The sequence below is a fragment of the Micromonospora sp. NPDC047812 genome, assembly GCF_040704175.1.
In the GTDB taxonomy this organism is placed as follows: domain Bacteria; phylum Actinomycetota; class Actinomycetes; order Mycobacteriales; family Micromonosporaceae; genus Micromonospora.
Window position 1 is genome coordinate 138,002 of sequence record NZ_JBEYRY010000004.1, and the last position, 14,889, is coordinate 152,890.

Below are 14,889 nucleotides of genomic sequence, written 5' to 3' on the forward strand. Positions count from 1 at the left end.
GGTCGGCGGCGCGGTGGTGCCGCGACGGCCGGGCAGGTCGTCGCGGACACCACCACCGCGTCGGGGGTGGGTCAGCGGCGGGTGGGCAGGTTGTCGAAGCGGGGCCGGTCGCCGTCGCGCAGGCGTTGCCAGGCCCGCCGGTGCAGCTCGGCGGCCGGTTCGAACGGAACGGTCACGCCGAGCGCGGCCGTACCGTCGGGTGCGAGGTCGAACAGGGTCACCTTCCAGCCCTCGATCGGCGCCTGCCCGTTGCCGCGTTCCAGCCAGGGGCCGGGCAGGAACAGCGACCGGCCGGCCCGGGACCGGCTGGCCTCGACGACCAGGTCGGTGCCGGCCAGTTCGGCGCGGGCCGCCTTCAGCCGGGCCGGCTTCCAGGCGGTCCACTTCGCCGTGTTGCGGTCGGTCGGGTCCGGCATGGCCAGCAGCATCAGGTACACCGCCGCCGCGTCGGCGCCCAGGCCGTGTGCCCCGGCCACCTCGGCGACCAGGTCCGGCACCGACCGGGTCGGATCCTGCGGCCACCAGGTGCCGTCCGCCGCCCGCGCGCCGCCGCCCGGCTCCCCCGGATCGCCGAGCAGCGCCGCGAAGCGTGGGTCGCGGACCAGGCGCAGCGCCACCTCGATCGGGTACGGCTTGGCGGCGTCGCCGCGCAGCGCCGGCAGGTACGGGTCCGACCCGTCGGCGTCGAGCAGGTCCGGCCGCAGCGCGGGCGACGGCTGGCTGTCGTGGGTGGACAGCACGATGGCGCCGTACCGTTCCCAGCCGGGGCCGGTCTCCGACGGGGTGCCCGCCACCTGCCGGAACGCGGGCAGGGAGACGTACTGGTCGAGGTCGAGCAGCAGGCCGGGGTTGGCCAGTCGGTCCCGGATCACGGCCAGCGCGGCGGGCAGCGCGGCCCGGCACGGGTCGCCGGCCGGCGTGTGGTGGGCCACCCAGGCCGCCAGGGCGACCGTGGAGCGCAGCACCTGACCGGTGAAGCCCGCCGCGCGGCCGTCGACCGGCCGGACCCGGTCGCCCCTGATCTCGAAGGCCAGGTCGGTGCTCAGCTCGGTCGAACGGGCCGGATCGAGCAGCGCCGGCAACGCCTTGGCCGGCTCCCAGCCGGTGCGGACCGTGCGCGTCGCCTCGGCGAGCAGTTGTTCGGGCACCACCACCCGGCGCCCCAGGGCGGCGTTCCACACCGCCGCGGCGGCGGCCACGTCGGGGCCGTCGGTCCACAGCCGGGCCGGGTCCTCCGGCAGCAGCGCCGAGACCACTGCCCGCCGCAATCCCGGCCTGGCCTCCCTCAGCACCCCGAAAGCCAGCTTGACCTCCCCGACCTGCTTGATCCCGAGCGCCTTGCGCAGCTCGGCCGGCACGGTGTTCACCGAGTCCACGTACGGGAGGCCGGCCAGCACCAGCTTCGCGGCGGTGGGGGTGACGCCGGTCAGCTCGGCGAACTGCTCGGCCGCCTCCGGCCGCCAGGGCAGCGGGCCGCGCGCGGCCGACTCGGCGAGGAAACCGCCCAGCCAGCCGGCCGGCCGTTCGTCACCGACCGACTCCGAGGACTGCACCGTGTAGGGCTCGGGCACGGCGAAGACGCCCGCCGGGTCGTGGTGCAACGCGTCGAAGAAGTAGCCGGTGGCCGTGCCCCTGGAGTTGAGAACGGCGAGGAACGCCCCGTCGGGCAACGGCAGGATGCCCGGCCTCGGGTAGCGGCGCGAGCCGTCGGGGTTCTTCAGGTCGTCGTCGCGCAGGTGCAGCCTGCACCGGCGCCACCGCCCCGGCGCGGCCACCGCGCCCAGGTCGAGCCCGTCCAGCGCCACGAGCAGGGCGCGCAGCGTCTCCCGGTGCTCGTCCGGGGTCACCGCCGCGACGGCCCGGTAGGCGACGGCGGCCACACCGCCGAGCAGGGACCACCAGTCCAGCGCGGACGGCAGCGACGGCCCGTCGAGGTGCAGGCGTACGGCGGAGCCGCCCCCGCCGGTGGTGGACCACTGGGTGGTAAACGCCTGGAACTGGGTGAAGGCGTGGGTCGCGGTGCCCGCCCCGTGGGCCGAGCCACGCAGGCCGTCCAGCGCCTCGTTGAGCTGCCGGTCGGTGGGTCCGGTCACGGTGACCGCCGGCGCCACCGCCGCCGGGGCGGACAACGACCTGGTGAGCCGCTCGGTCACCGCGTCCAGGTCGGTGCGCACCCGGGCGGCCAGCCGCAGCACCCCGGCCACGCCCGTCAGCACGGCGTCGTGGCTGACCGCCGGCAGCGTCGAGCGGACCAGCTCGACCAGCGCGTCCGTGTCGTCCTCGTCGGCGGTCGCGCCGGTGGCGGCGGGCCCGGAGCCGGTGCCGACCAGGGCCGCCGGAACCGCGACGGGAAGGCCGGTGACGGCCTGCGGGGCCGCGGTCAACCCGGGTCGCGCCGCCGCGCGGGCCGCGGCCCGCGCGGCCTCTTCGGCCAGGGCGGCGCGGCGCTCGTCGAGGGCGGCCTTCAGCAGCGCGGCGGCGGTCTCCCGGTCCATCCGGCGCAGGGCGGTGGAGCCGGCCGGGTCGCGGGGCAGCAGGTTGCCGAGGAACTGCCGTGCCGGCAGCGGAACCGCGCCGGGGCTGTAGTCCCGGCTGGACGGCGGTCCGGCGGCGGCCGACACCACCCCGTCCGGGTCGACCAGGACGGGACCGTCGAGCACGGCCCGCGGCCGGTCGTCGCCGGGCAGCACCAGCGCCGCGATCGGCTCCTGGCCCGCGGCCACGGTGACGCTACGACCGGCCAGGTCCTCACCGCGTACCGAGCCGTCCGGCAGCGTGACCACCCGCCAGCCGAGCAGCCCGTCCACGGGGACGGCGGCCGGGGTGGCCCGGTCGGACAGGGCCGGCCGCAGCCAGGAGGCCGGCTCCCGGAGGTGGCTTCCGTCGACCGGGAGGTTGGCCAGGAACCGGGGCAGGCCGCGCCGGCCGTGGGTGTTGGCCACCGGGTCGTACTCGCGCCAGCCGCGGGCGTCGTCCTCCTCGCTGTGCCGGAACACCCAGTGCGAGGTGCCGTCGGTGATGACCGGCAGCTCGGACGGGACGGCCGTGTCGCCGGCGTGCAGCACGCCGTCGCCGGTGGTCCGCCCGCCGCCCGGCAGCGGCAGGGTGATCTGCTGCCCGCGCGGCTGACTGCCGTGGTGACGACCCTGGATGAGCTGCGGTTCGCCGGGCGACGAGTGCCAGTAGCCCCGCAGGTCGTAGTCGAGCGCCTTGGAACGCCAGTAGACCAGCAGATGACCGTCGACGTAGTGGTAGCCGGGCTGACCCCACAGGTCGCCGGCCGGGATGCGCAGGTCGTGGCGCAGCACGACGCCCTCGGCGCCGATCACGCGCACCGTGGTCGGCCCGCCCAGGATCACGTACGGCCAGGCCTCCTGCCGGATGACCTCGACCCGGCGGTCGCCGCCGGTCACCTCCTGCCAGGCCAGCTCCCAGTCCGGCCAGCCCAGCTCGTCGAGGATCCCGCCGCGCAGGCTGCGGGCGACGCGCTCGGCGAGGTCGACGCCGAGGGCCTGCCCGAGGTCGCCGCCCCGACCGGACTCACCGAACACGTCGAGCTCGTCCGACACCAGGCGCAGCGCCTCGACCGGGAGCCTGCCCAGCCAGTCCACCGACGCCGGCAGGTACGGCAGTCCGGCGGCGAACCGGTCGCGGATCCGGGTCCGCAGCCAGTCGATCAGCATCGGCCGGATGCCCGGCGTCTCGACCATCCGGCGCAGGGCGGCCTGCTGGTCGTCGAGCTGGTCGAGGCCCCGGCGCAGGGCTGCGGTGAACCGGGCGTCGCCGGCGACGGCGAGCAGATCCCGCTCTCCCTCTCGCGTGACCCAGCTCGCCAGGTCCAGGGCCTCCCGCTCCTTCGGCGCGGCCACCGGCAGGTCGAGGGCCAGCAGCAGGTCGAGCAGTTCCAGGTCCCCGTCGGCCCCGAGGGTCTCGCCGCTGTCGGCCAGTTCGACGCGCAGCCGGTCGGCCATCCGCTCGACGAGCGGGTACAGCTGCGGCAGCCGACGGCGTCGGTGGCCGGAGTTGACCCGGCTCACGAAGCGGCGCAGCCAGCCGACGGAGCCGTCCTGCGGGCGGGCCGGGTCCGGCACGTCCGGCACGGACAGCCCAGCGAGCGCACCGGTGTCGGTCAGCAGGGCCAGCCAGGTGACCAGGTCGTCCCGGTCGGCGGGCATCAGGTCGAGCAGGCTGCCGCGGATCGCCGGGTCGCGGCCGGCCAGCGCCGTCAGCGCCGGCAGGTGCGCCTTCCAAAAGCCGGCCGGCGCCTCGGCGGCCACCGGCAGCCGGAGCAGCTCGGTCAGGTAGGCCGCCTCACGCTCGGCGACGGCGGCGGCCCCGGCCTTGCCGGCGGCCTTGGTGGCGGCCCGGACCAGCCGGTTCACCACGCCGGCCGACTGGGTGGACGGCACCACGCCGGCGGTCGCGGCCCGCAGCGCCAGCCGGCAGAACCGCTCCAGCGCCTGGTCGGCCGGCAACTGGGCGGACAGCTCCTTGGCGTAGCCGGCCAACGCGGTCGCGGACACCACCTTGGCCGAGGCGAACTCCACGTAGACCTCGTCCAGCCGGTTCAGGTCGACCGGCAGGCCGTGCTGCGCCTCCGCCTTGCGCGCCTTGTTGAACAGCTGCGTCGCGTACGCGTCCTGCCCGGCGGCCAGGAACACCCGCGCCGCCTGCTCGAAGAACGTCGGCAGGAGGTGCGGCAGCGTACGGGCGAACCGGTCGGCGATGCCCTGGTGCCCGTCCAGGGCGGCCTTCGGCCGCGACCGCACCTGCTTGGCCAGCTTCTGCAACTCCGGCACCACCGCCAACGCGTGCCGGCCGTCCGCCGGGTGGTGCACCAGCACCCACTCCGGGAAGGCCAACGGTCGGCGGGGACCCAGCCCGACGACGACCGGCTCGGCGCCGGGCGACAGGCCGAGGAACCCGACGGCGATGTCCTCGCCCTCGCCCAGGGCGGCGTCGACGAGGCGGACCACCGGCCGGTCGTCGAGGGCCGGGTGCCGGTAGGTGCGGGCGGTGAGGGGCACGGCCCGGTCACCGGCCCCGGCGGTGTCGGCCGGCAGCACCGCGCCGGCGGTCAGCAGGCTCTCGACCGCGCCGTCGTCAGCCGTCGTCGTCATCCCGGTCACGCCTTCTTCCCCGTTCCGCTCGCGGCGCCGGACAGGGCCGTCGCCATCCGCATTCCTTCCGACCAGGCCACCGGCCCGACCTCGGTCAACCGCAACGTCGGCCCGTCCACCACCGACCAGGAGAGGTTGCCCAGGGTCGCCTCCGAGTCCCAGTAGTCCTCGTTGAACCACATGGCGGCCTCGACCGTGCGGCCGGCCTCCCAGACCCGGCACTTGACCTGCGAGCCGGAGACCCGGAAGCCGAGCGTGGCGGCCCGGGCGGCGAGCCGGTTCGGCACGGTGGCGCCGCGGAAGTCGGTGATGGTCGTGTCGCGCTGTTTCAGGTCCTCGGGTCTGCCCCAGGTGCCCCGGTGCAGCTGCTCGATCCGCTGGGTGACGTCCAGTTCGTCGGCGAACTCGCGCAGGTCGGCCAGCTCGGTCAGGCGCACCGGGTGGGGCAGCGTGGCGGTGACCGGCGAGAGCCGGACGGTCTCCCCGTCGAGGTTGACCACGCGCAGGTCGCCGGTGTCGGTGACGTCGCGCAGGAAGCCCGGCTCGGCCGGGTCGTCCCCGAGCACCACGAGGTCGCGCAACGCGTCCTGCCAGGCCGGGTCCGGCCAGACCCGGGCCAGCAGCCCCGTCGGCACCGGGAGCGAGGACACCACCCAGGCGTCGACCCGGGCCAGGCATTCCACGGCGTGCCGGTCCAGCCACTGGGCGAGCTGGCGCAGCCGGTCGACCTCGGGGTCGTCCCGCAGTGCCTTCGGCAGAGTCTTCAGCGGACGGCCGCCGGCCCGCGGGCCGATGGACCGGGCCGCCACCTTTCCGTCCACGAGAGAGATCTCGTACGAGTCCCCCACCGGTAGCCAGCCCATCAGGAATACCCTCCGCAGTGGCAGAACAGCCAGATTTCGTGAGGAATCGGCCGTGATCGACAACGAGGGCACGCTAACAGTAGTGACCGACACGACAGCGACCCATCGGCCGGTCAGCCGAGCCGGGATCGGCGGGACGAGGGGACGCGATCCGCGGAAGTCGCAGGTCCGGCCGGTCCGAACGCGCCGCGGACGGTCGGTCGCGGTCCCGGCGGGAGAGAAGTCGATGATCTAGGTCACACTGTGGCCGCCTGCGGCCACGTGCGCCCGGCCCGGTGGCGGGCATGGCGGTGCGGTTCAGCCGTGACGACCGACGACGTCGGGCCAAGCGGCGTTGCGGCTCCACGTGCGGCTGATCACGATGTCGGTGCGCCGCCGTGATGGTCGAGCACCTTGCCGAGCAACGCGACCAGGGCCTGCCGTTCGGTGACCGACAGCGGGGCGAGCAGCTCGTCCTGCACGTCGTCGAGCGCGCGGTCCAGCCGCCGGAGCTGCCGGACGCCCGCCTCGGTGATGGTGACGATGTTGCGTCGGCGGTCCGCCGGGTCGGCGCTGCGCCCGACGAAGCCCTCCCCCTCCAGCTCGGTCACGGCCGCGACGACGTCGCTGCGGTCCATGCGGCAGCGCCGCCCCAGCTCCGCCTGGCTCGCGGGGCCGAACTCCCGCAACGCCGCCAGCACCCGGTAGTGGTAGCCCCGCGCGCCGGCGGCGGCGAACCCCTGGGAGACGAACCGCCTCGCGTGCACGGCGGTCTGAGTGATGAGCCAGCTCGCCTTCGTGGCGAGGCGGTCCGGTGTCGGTTCCACGGGTGACCATGCTAACAGGACGTTGGCGGCGCCAACGATCTGCCTTACCGTTGGCCGCACCAACGATACGGAGGACCGAGATGTCACACGTGACCGACCGCGCCGAGATCGCCGAACTGGTCGCCAGGCTGGCGCGGGCGCTGGACGAGCGACGCTTCGAGGACCTGCGGGCCGTCTACACCCCGGACGCCGAGACCAGCAGCCCGCGCGGGGCCCTGTGCGGCATCGACGAGATCGTCGACGTCGTGCGGCGAACCAGCCCGGAGGAGGAGTTGACCCAGCACTTCAACACCGACGTGGTGGTGGATCTCGACGGCGACCACGCCGAGGTCGGCACCCATCAGCTCGTGTACTTCTTCCACCGGGGCGAGGCTCCGCACCGGACCGCCGGCGTCCAGGCCCACTACACCGCCGCACGTACGCCGACCGGCTGGCGATTCGCGCGGGCCCGGATCTCCCCGCTCTGGCAGCACGTCCCGTCGTCCTCGTGAACTCGGCGCCATCCGCCGACAGCGGCGGGGTGACCGGCGGGCCGGCGGCGCCGAATACTCGGCTGCGGACGCCGCCGGCCCGCCCTTAGGCTCCCGACCTACGCGCCGGCAAGGCGTCCTGTCGACAGCGGTCACACCGCCGATCGGAGATGCGCAGAAGATGACGTGCCAACTGTTCGCGCTCAGCTTCGATGCGAACCAACCTCCGCGTCTCGCCCGGTTCTGGTCCGGGGTCCTGGGCTGGGACCTGGTCGACGAACCACCCGACGGTGTCGCGCTGCTGCCCGGTGACGACACCGGGTTCCGGCTCCGCTTCCTTCCGACCGAGCGGCCGAAGGTCGGCCCGAACCCGATGCACTTCGACCTGACGAGCGCATCCCAAGAGGACCAGCGGCGGACGGTGGCCAGGGCGCTGGACCTCGGCGCACGGCACATCGACGTCGGCCAGCGCCCCGAAGAGGGGCACGTGGTGCTCGCCGACCCCGAGGGCAACGAGTTCTGCGTCATCGCGCCGGGCAACACCTTCCTTGCCGACTGCGGATTCGTCGGAGCACTGGCCTGCGACGGCTCGCAGGAGGTCGGGTACTTCTGGAGCGAAGCGCTGGGCTGGCCGCTGGTCTGGGACCAGGACCAGGAGACCGCGATCCGCTCACCGCTGGGCGGCCCGAAGATCACGTGGGGTGGCCCACCGCTCAATCCGAGGACCGGCAAGCAACGCCTGCACTTCGATCTCGCTCCGCCTGCCGACGGCGATCAGCAGACGGAGGTCGACCGGCTGCTCTCCCTGGGGGCCACCCGGATCGACATCGGCCAGGGCGAGGTCGGCTGGGTGGTCATGGCCGACCCGGACGGCAACGAGTTCTGCGTGTTGCCGCCCCGGTAGCCACCCGGCCTCGGCGGCGTGGCGTCCGAAGGTCGGCAGCGGGTGTCAGCCGCGCCCTCCGGTACGGCGGCAACCGCACCCCTGCTCAGTTGCGGGGCCAGACGCGGACCGGCACCCGGGGGAACGCCACCGTCAGGAAGTGCTCGGTGAGGCGGTCCCGCAGCAGGCAGTCCGGCCAGGCGTCCAGCACCTCGGCCAGGGTGCGGTTGCCGAGGGCGAGCTGGAGCAGAGCGCCCGGCGGGATGGCGGCGTGGGTCGCCGGGTCGGTGGCCGGGCCGACCGTGCCGCGCACTGCCGTCACCGCCGTCAGCTCGCCGTCGGTGAACATCAGCCGGGCGGCGCGGCCGTACGTGTCGATGGTCAGTGTCGCTTCACGCCACCGCAGGTCGGCCGCGCGCCAACGGGCCCGCAGCAGTGGTGCCAACCGCGCGAGCAGGTCGACCGGATCGCCGGTGCGGACGTACCAGCCTCTGGGCCGCCTCGGTACGCCCGGCGGGCCGAGGCGGGCCAGCGGGTGCTCGTGGTCGAGCGCGGGGCAGACCGCGACGAACGGCCGACCCGCCGCCGCCTCGTACCCGCGACCGATCCGGGCCAGGTACGCGTGCATCGCTACGGCGGCCTGCGGCCAGTCGGCCGTTCGCGTGCAGGCCGCCGCGAACACGGCCAGCTCGCCGGCGGCGTTGAGCCGGGCACCGTGCACCAGGTATCCACGGACTTCGGCGCCTCGCGTCAGGACGGCGACGACGCGCCGGGCGAGGTCAGCCTGACGGCGTCCGGCGATCTCGTACCGCCACACTCCCGCGTCCCTCGGGCAGACCAGGGCGTCGCCGTCAGCGAGCCGCCGGTCGATGTCGGCGAGGGCACCCGCGTCGGCGGCGGTCGCCGAGCGGAGCATCAGCCCGTCGGAGGGGTCGTCCGGCCGGGCCTGACCAGTGGCCGGCAGTTCGGCGGCGGGCACCGCCGGCGCGCCGCCGTTGGCGAGGGCGTAGTCGTAGCCGAGCCGCCGGTAGAAGTAGGGGATCCCCTCGATGACCTGGACGGGCACGCCGCGGGACGCGTACCGCTCGTGCAGCGCGGCGAACAGCCGCCCGGTGAGCCGGTTGCCGCGGTGCTCCGGTGCCGTACCGACCAGCTCGACCTGGGCCACCGGCAGGCGCACCCCGGCCACGCTCCAGTCCTGCCGGAGGCCCACGAGGCTCGCCACCGGGCGGCCGGTCGCCAGGTCCACGGCGACCAGGAAGTCGTCGGGCACCACCGAGGGATGGTCGGTCAGCAGGCTCTCGACCCAGGCGGCGATGCCGGGATGCGGTTTCCCGCCGGTCACCCACTGCAGCTGGACCGACGCGTGCAGGGCGGCGAGTTCGGGTGCGTCTGAGGGTCGGCCGGCCCGGATCACGTAACCGTCGCTCTGCCTTGTCATGCCTTACTTTCGCACAGGAGCCACCGTCGGTGGCATGCCGAAGCGAGCTGCGCCGGAACCACCCGCGGCGCCGCCCCCGATCGGGTCGGCGCCGCGGTGGCGTTCGGTGCCCAGGCTCGGCGCACAGCCGGGACCGGCGTGGGTCAGCGGATCCCGGCGGTCACCCTGCGACGGGACGGCAGCGCGCGGCGGCCGCCCCTGCTCAGGTGCCGGTTCAGCAGGTGGTGTTGCCGGCCGGGACCCAACCGTCCACGGACGGGTGCTCGGCGCCGTGGCCGTAGATCCAGACGTCGTCGTCGATGGCCGAGACCTGGCCGTGCCAGCGGAACCCGCGCCCGGCGGTCAGGGTGAGCAGCACGTGGCCGTGCGGCTCGGCGCGCAGCCAGGTGTTCTGCCGGAGGTTGCAGACGATGCCCCACGCGTCGCTCGCCGAGGCCGGCGCGGCCACCACAGCCGAGCCGGAGAAGACGACGGTCGCGACCGTCAGGGCGTGTAGAAGGCGGCGTTTCACTCGTGTCCTTTCGACTGTGGACGCTGACGGCCTCCGATTGTGGTCGATGGGTACGTCCTCGGCGTCACGGGGGGCGGCGTCGAGTCGACCACCGCCAGGCGTCGCCGGGGCCGCGCTTCCCAGCGACCCCCCGCGCAGCCGCCGCTCAGTGGAAGGAGCCGTAGAAGTCGTTCAGCACGTCGTGCACGTTGTCCCGGTCGAACTTCTCGATGCCCAGGATCAGGGCCAGCAGTTGCGCCGTGTCCTTGGGGATCTGGCACTTCGCCTCGGCGACGAGTTCGTCGAGCATCCAGTGCAGGAGCTGGGCCATGGGTGTCCGGGCGGCGAGGTCGGAGTTGATGGTGAACCGGATGGTGCCGTCCGAGTTGATCACCGTCGAGTAGTTCAGCATCTTCGGCTCGGCCCGCACCACCAGCCGCTCCTCCGCCCGCATCAGCGCCAGCATCGCCGCGTGCAGCGCCTCCATGTACGCCTTGGTCAACGGCGCGTACGCCCGGTCCTGCGGCAGGTCGGTGAGCACGAGCGCGACCGGCTTGGGCAGGTCGGTCCTGGTGAAGTCGAGGCAGGTGAAGTCGTAGGTGCGCACCCACGCACGGGTGATGCGGGACGCGAGCACGGTGTGCAGCGAGTCCGTCCGGGGCGCGGCGCGTCCCCGCATGGCGGCCACCTCGGCGTCGGTGGGGAACGGGCCACCCTGGCCCAACGCCTCGTAGACGGTCTGCTCGAAGTTGGCGGCGTTCTGCAGGGCGATCTGGCCCTGGAGGTAGTAGGCGGCGTTGCGGTGGCGGTAGACGATGTCGACCGTCGGGTTGTCCGCCAGGGTGTGCGTACCCTCGTGCACGAGCGTGGCGGCGAGCTCCCACAGGTGCATCGTCCCGTCGAGCGCGGAGCGACCCACGTTGATGATGGCGGTGTCGCCCTGACCGCTGGCCAGTGCGCCCATCCCGTCGGGCAGCGACAGGTTGCACACGAATCCCGACCGTCGGCCGTCGGTACGCGTGAGCAGCGCCCGCAGGGCCGTGACCGTCTGCGCGAAACGCGCCTTGGCCACCGATGAGGTGGACCCGAACAGACGCGCGAACGCGGTGTTGACGGCGACGTGCGTGGGACTCCTGTCGTCGTCCATGACGTCGACGATCCTGGTCTTCAGTTCGTCCAGAGCGGCGGTGAGGTGGGGATTGCCGACGACGGAGGGCACGACCCCGTCGAGAGAGTCCTGCACCTCCTTGAACAGGGTGGCCGCCTGGTGCATCGTCGCGCCGCGTTCCGAGATCTGCTGCAGCCAGGTCCCGACGGCCAGGGCGGCGACCTTGTCGAGCCGGGCGGTCAACTGGTCGCGGCGCAGCCCCGCCGGCAGCGCCCGTACGACGGGGCGCAGCCGCTGCAGTTCGCAGGCCATCAGCACCCGGTAGGTCTGGAACACCTCGCGCCGGCCGAGATCGAGTGCCTTCCTGGTCGCTTCGTCGGGAAACGGGAACATGTGGAGGGCTCCTTCGCTCTGCCGGCCCGACCCGGTCGGCCGAACGCCCGCGAAGAGGTAGCACCCGAAGGGCCGTGGCAGTCAGTAGCGCGTCGGCCATCGGACAGTGAGTGGGCCGTCGCCCGCGTTCCCGGCCGGAACCCCGCCTCGGGGCGCCGGTCGGGCCGGCGAGCCCTCACCAGAGACAAGCGAGCTTGACAATCCCGGAGAGTGTCAAGCACGCTTGTCGCGACAAGTTCACTTGACATCAGGGGGTGTTCATGAAGAACGACCTCTGCGCGCTCCGGCTGGCCACCGGGCTGTCCCAGCGCGAGCTGGCCCAGGCGCTGGGCGTCTCGCGACAGACGATCAACTCGATCGAGAACGGCCGCTACGACCCCTCCCTGCCGTTGGCCATCGCCATCGCGCGCCACTTCCACCGCACCGTCGAGGAGATCTTCCATGTCGACTGATCGACACACGGACAGGCGCAGGGCCCTGGCTCTCGGCGTCGGCATGGCGATCGTGGCGCTGCTGATCGCCGTGGGCCTGCTGCTGCGCGAGCACGCGCCCGGGAACATGGGAGTGGGCTTCCTCCTGGGCGCGGCGGTCGGGCTGATCGGTGTCGCGGTGATGGCGTGGCGGCTCCGCAGGCGACCGGACCGCGCGACGACCTTCGAGCGGGCGTGGTCCCAGTCGGGTGACGAGCGGGACGACGCCGTCCTCACCCGCGCCCTGGCCGTGCTCGGGCTGCTCGCGCTGCCGCTCACCGGTGCGGCGGGGATCGCGATCGGGCTCGGCGCCGCGGTCGAGATGATGCTGGCGCTGCTGATCCTGGCGGAGATCCTGGTCGGGGCGACCGCCTTCGCGGTCATAAACCGACGCAGCTGAGCGCGCATCCGAGCGCTGTGCGGCTTTCGCCGGCTTGACGGCAACTCCCACCATCTGACATCACCCGCCGGCGGCAGATGTATCTACTCGCATCGATCGGACTCCGTAAGGATGTCCACCCGCCCACGCCACCACCTCGGGGCGAACGGCGATCCCCCATCATCGGGAGGAAATGTGTCTACCAGACTCGCAGGAAGAGCGCGTCGTTCGACGCTCGCCCTGCTCACCGGCGCGGCACTGGCGACGCTGTTGTCCGTCACTGCGGCCGGTGCCGCACCGCTGGCCGGCCCGGCGGACGGCCCCGCCACCGCCGCCGCGGTCGACGTGTACATGAAGGACACGGCCGCCGACGTGGGGCTCGAACCGCACGCGCTCAACCCGCTCTGGCAGAGCCCGGACATCAAGGTCTGCCACACCGCCGTCGAGTGCGCGACCAGCCAGAACCCGATCGTCGGCCAGCGGAACTACATCTTCATCAACCTGCGCAACCCCGGCCCGTACGGCGACAGCGTGATGGAGGAGGGCACGATCTGGGTCTACCGGACCACGCCCGGCGGCGGGGCGGCCTGGCCGGGCGCGTGGACGCAGATCGGCGCGATGGCGGTGCCGGTCTACCCGGGCGTCACCTCGGTCACCATCCCGTGGGACGACGTGCCGGGTCCGGGGCACTTCTGCCTGTTGGCCCGCTGGATCTCCCCCAACGACCCGATGACCTTCGAGGGACCGGACATCGGCGTCAACACCCGTCACAACAACAACATCGCCTGGCGCAACGTGGACTCGGTGGCGGTGACCGCCGGTGGCCAGGCGCAGACGCGGCCGTTCGCCATCGGCAACACGCTGACCCGGCCGGCCCGCAGCAGCGTGGTCTTCAGCCAGGCCGGGGCCCCGTTCCAGGCCGCCGGTGGCCGGCTCGTCGCGGACCTCGGACCGACCCTGTTCGAGCGCTGGGCCAAGGGCGGCAAGGCCGGCAAGGGTGTCCGCGAGGTGGGCCGCAACCAGGTCGAGATCGTCGACATCGGCCAGGCCAGCCTGGACAACCTGGAGCTCAACCCGGGTGAGCGGCTCGCCTTCTCGCTGCACTTCACGGCGACCGTGCCGACCCAGGAGAAGATCGCCGTCAACGTGACCCAGGTCGGCCCGGACACCACCGGCGCCGCGCGGGCCGACCTCGGCGGGGTGCGGTACGACATCACGGTGGCCCAGCGGGCCAAGTAAGCGCCCGCAAGGGGCAGGGACGGAGGTCGCGGACGGGGCCCGCGACCTCCGTTCCGCACGTCCGGCGGGTGTCGCCGCCGTCGCGGCGCTCCGGGGTCCTCGACGGCCGGCCTCCGGGTCCGCTCGGTGTCCGGCTCAGCGCAGGGTGACCCAGGTGGTCGCCACCGCGTACCCGGCGGTGCGGGCGCAGAGCTGGACCGGCCCGGCGGGCGGCATCCTCATCGAGAAGTAGCCGACCGCGTCCACCGGCACCTCCTCGTACGGGCCGACGGAGGTCCGGGCTATGACCCGCCCGCCCCGGGCCGGGGAGAGTTGCCCGACGATGCCGGTCGGGGTCACCTCGATCTCGACCACCACCGCACCGGTGCGGAACGTCAGCGTGCGCGTCGAGCCGGCGGACCGGGTGGGACCGGCCGGTTCCGGATCGCAGGCCGAGTCGAAGGTCAGCTCCGCGAGGGCCAGTTCGGCGTCGACGGTCCGCCAGCTGAACGCGGCGAGGGCCGCGGTCTGGAACTCCTCCGGCACCGGGTCGGAGTCCCGCAGGGCGGCCCTCAACTCGGCCAGCAGGGCGTCGTCAGCGGCTGGCGGCCACGGCTCCATCCCGGTCACCTCCGCTCCCCTCGTCGCCCGGACGCACCCGCAGGAACGGGGCGAGTGCCGGACAGTTCCGCAGCTTGTGCAGGCACCGGGCCTGGCTCGGACCGACGCTGCCCACCGGCATGCCCAACCGGGCGCCGATCTCGCGGTAGCTGACCGGCGGATCGGCCATCAGCAGGGCCAGCAGGTCCCGGCAGCGCGGCGGCAACTGCGCGAACGCCTCCCGCAGCGCCTGCTGTCGCTCGGCGCGCAACAGGTCCTCGTCCGGGGTGACCGGATCCACCAGCAGATGGGCACCGACGTGCCCGTCGACCGAGTCGTCGTACGGGTCGAACGGCTGGGTCCGCCGGCCGAGGCGAAGCAGCCGGTAACACTCGCGTCGGGTGGTGGTGATCAGCCAGGCGGGCAGGGCGTTCGCCTCCCGCAGCCGTCCCAGGTGCTCCACCGCACGCAGCCAGACGGTCTGGTTCACGTCCGCCGCGTCGACCTGGTCGAGTCCGTACGACCGGATCACCGAGAGCACCAGTGGGGTGTAGCGGCGCACCAACTCACCCCACGCCCGCTCGTCACCGCAGGAGGCGGCGGCGACCAGCCCGACGGTGCCGCGCTCGCTCACCGGTACGACGCCCG

General features: G+C 73.7%; 13 protein-coding genes. 5 read left to right on the plus strand and 8 right to left on the minus strand.

The features are described 5' to 3' along the window. Nucleotides 1–71 precede the first annotated feature (71 nt). From AB0883_RS18505 to AB0883_RS18515, 3 genes are all read right to left on the minus strand, one after another. The gene (locus tag AB0883_RS18505) at nt 72–5,120 is read right to left on the minus strand and encodes a hypothetical protein (RefSeq protein WP_366642379.1); all 5,049 of its coding nucleotides are present in this window, start codon (nt 5,118–5,120) and stop codon (nt 72–74) included. A 5-nt stretch (nt 5,121–5,125) separates the two neighbouring features. Continuing rightward, entirely contained in the window at nt 5,126–5,983 is an 858-nt protein-coding gene (locus AB0883_RS18510) for a DUF4132 domain-containing protein (RefSeq protein ID WP_366642380.1), read from the minus strand. A gap of 356 nt (nt 5,984–6,339) precedes the next feature. Further along, a complete protein-coding gene (locus AB0883_RS18515) occupies nt 6,340–6,789 on the minus strand; it encodes a MarR family winged helix-turn-helix transcriptional regulator (protein ID WP_366642382.1) in 450 nt (149 codons plus the stop codon). Between the two features lie 80 nt (nt 6,790–6,869). Here AB0883_RS18515 and AB0883_RS18520 point away from each other — a divergent pair, with 80 nt between their 5' ends. Next, nucleotides 6,870–7,280, plus strand: a complete 411-nt coding sequence (locus AB0883_RS18520; protein ID WP_366642383.1) for a nuclear transport factor 2 family protein — start codon at nt 6,870–6,872, stop codon at nt 7,278–7,280. A gap of 160 nt (nt 7,281–7,440) precedes the next feature. Then, nucleotides 7,441–8,163, plus strand: a complete 723-nt coding sequence (locus tag AB0883_RS18525) for a VOC family protein (RefSeq protein ID WP_366642385.1) — start codon at nt 7,441–7,443, stop codon at nt 8,161–8,163. An 85-nt stretch (nt 8,164–8,248) separates the two neighbouring features. Here the strand turns inward: AB0883_RS18525 and AB0883_RS18530 are convergent, their stop codons facing one another. The 3 genes from AB0883_RS18530 to AB0883_RS18540 all read right to left on the minus strand — a co-directional run bounded on the left by AB0883_RS18530 (nt 8,249) and on the right by AB0883_RS18540 (nt 11,574). Beyond that, a complete protein-coding gene (locus AB0883_RS18530) occupies nt 8,249–9,583 on the minus strand; it encodes a GNAT family N-acetyltransferase (protein ID WP_366642387.1) in 1,335 nt (444 codons plus the stop codon). 214 nt (nt 9,584–9,797) lie between these two features. Continuing rightward, nucleotides 9,798–10,094 carry a hypothetical protein gene (locus AB0883_RS18535; RefSeq protein WP_366642388.1) on the minus strand — a complete coding sequence of 99 codons (297 nt, stop codon included), beginning with the start codon at nt 10,092–10,094 and terminating at the stop codon, nt 9,798–9,800. 145 nt (nt 10,095–10,239) lie between these two features. Beyond that, nucleotides 10,240–11,574 (minus strand): hypothetical protein, encoded by a 1,335-nt coding sequence (locus AB0883_RS18540; protein WP_366642389.1) that lies wholly within the window; start codon nt 11,572–11,574, stop codon nt 10,240–10,242. Between the two features lie 260 nt (nt 11,575–11,834). Here AB0883_RS18540 and AB0883_RS18545 point away from each other — a divergent pair, with 260 nt between their 5' ends. The 3 genes from AB0883_RS18545 (at nt 11,835) to AB0883_RS18555 (ending at nt 13,662) form a co-directional block, all read left to right on the plus strand. Next, nucleotides 11,835–12,026 carry a helix-turn-helix transcriptional regulator gene (locus tag AB0883_RS18545; protein WP_121399264.1) on the plus strand — a complete coding sequence of 64 codons (192 nt, stop codon included), beginning with the start codon at nt 11,835–11,837 and terminating at the stop codon, nt 12,024–12,026. Further along, nucleotides 12,016–12,444, plus strand: coding sequence for a hypothetical protein (locus AB0883_RS18550; protein ID WP_366642390.1), 429 nt, complete (start codon nt 12,016–12,018; stop codon nt 12,442–12,444). Before AB0883_RS18545 ends, AB0883_RS18550 begins: the two co-directional genes overlap by 11 nt. Nucleotides 12,445–12,618: 174 nt before the next feature. After that, nucleotides 12,619–13,662 (plus strand): hypothetical protein, encoded by a 1,044-nt coding sequence (locus AB0883_RS18555; protein WP_366642391.1) that lies wholly within the window; start codon nt 12,619–12,621, stop codon nt 13,660–13,662. Nucleotides 13,663–13,797: 135 nt separating this feature from the next. Here AB0883_RS18555 and AB0883_RS18560 read toward each other — a convergent pair whose 3' ends face one another. Then, nucleotides 13,798–14,262, minus strand: a complete 465-nt coding sequence (locus AB0883_RS18560) for a hypothetical protein (protein WP_366642649.1) — start codon at nt 14,260–14,262, stop codon at nt 13,798–13,800. Beyond that, complete coding sequence (locus tag AB0883_RS18565; RefSeq protein WP_366642392.1) at nt 14,237–14,875, minus strand: sigma-70 family RNA polymerase sigma factor; 639 nt, start codon at nt 14,873–14,875, stop codon at nt 14,237–14,239. The genes AB0883_RS18560 and AB0883_RS18565 overlap by 26 nt, the downstream gene beginning before the upstream one ends. Nucleotides 14,876–14,889 lie beyond the last annotated feature (14 nt).

What these genes read in the sequence shown, in the direction of transcription:
- AB0883_RS18505 (WP_366642379.1), bottom strand. Translation starts at nt 5,120, where the DNA reads ATGACGACGACGGCTGACGACGGCGCGGTCGAGAGCCTGCTGACCGCC.
- AB0883_RS18510 (WP_366642380.1), bottom strand. Translation starts at nt 5,983, where the DNA reads ATGGGCTGGCTACCGGTGGGGGACTCGTACGAGATCTCTCTCGTGGAC.
- AB0883_RS18520 (WP_366642383.1), top strand. Translation starts at nt 6,870, where the DNA reads ATGTCACACGTGACCGACCGCGCCGAGATCGCCGAACTGGTCGCCAGG.
- AB0883_RS18525 (WP_366642385.1), top strand. Translation starts at nt 7,441, where the DNA reads ATGACGTGCCAACTGTTCGCGCTCAGCTTCGATGCGAACCAACCTCCG.
- AB0883_RS18530 (WP_366642387.1), bottom strand. Translation starts at nt 9,583, where the DNA reads ATGACAAGGCAGAGCGACGGTTACGTGATCCGGGCCGGCCGACCCTCA.
- AB0883_RS18540 (WP_366642389.1), bottom strand. Translation starts at nt 11,574, where the DNA reads ATGTTCCCGTTTCCCGACGAAGCGACCAGGAAGGCACTCGATCTCGGC.
- AB0883_RS18545 (WP_121399264.1), top strand. Translation starts at nt 11,835, where the DNA reads ATGAAGAACGACCTCTGCGCGCTCCGGCTGGCCACCGGGCTGTCCCAG.
- AB0883_RS18550 (WP_366642390.1), top strand. Translation starts at nt 12,016, where the DNA reads ATGTCGACTGATCGACACACGGACAGGCGCAGGGCCCTGGCTCTCGGC.
- AB0883_RS18560 (WP_366642649.1), bottom strand. Translation starts at nt 14,262, where the DNA reads ATGGAGCCGTGGCCGCCAGCCGCTGACGACGCCCTGCTGGCCGAGTTG.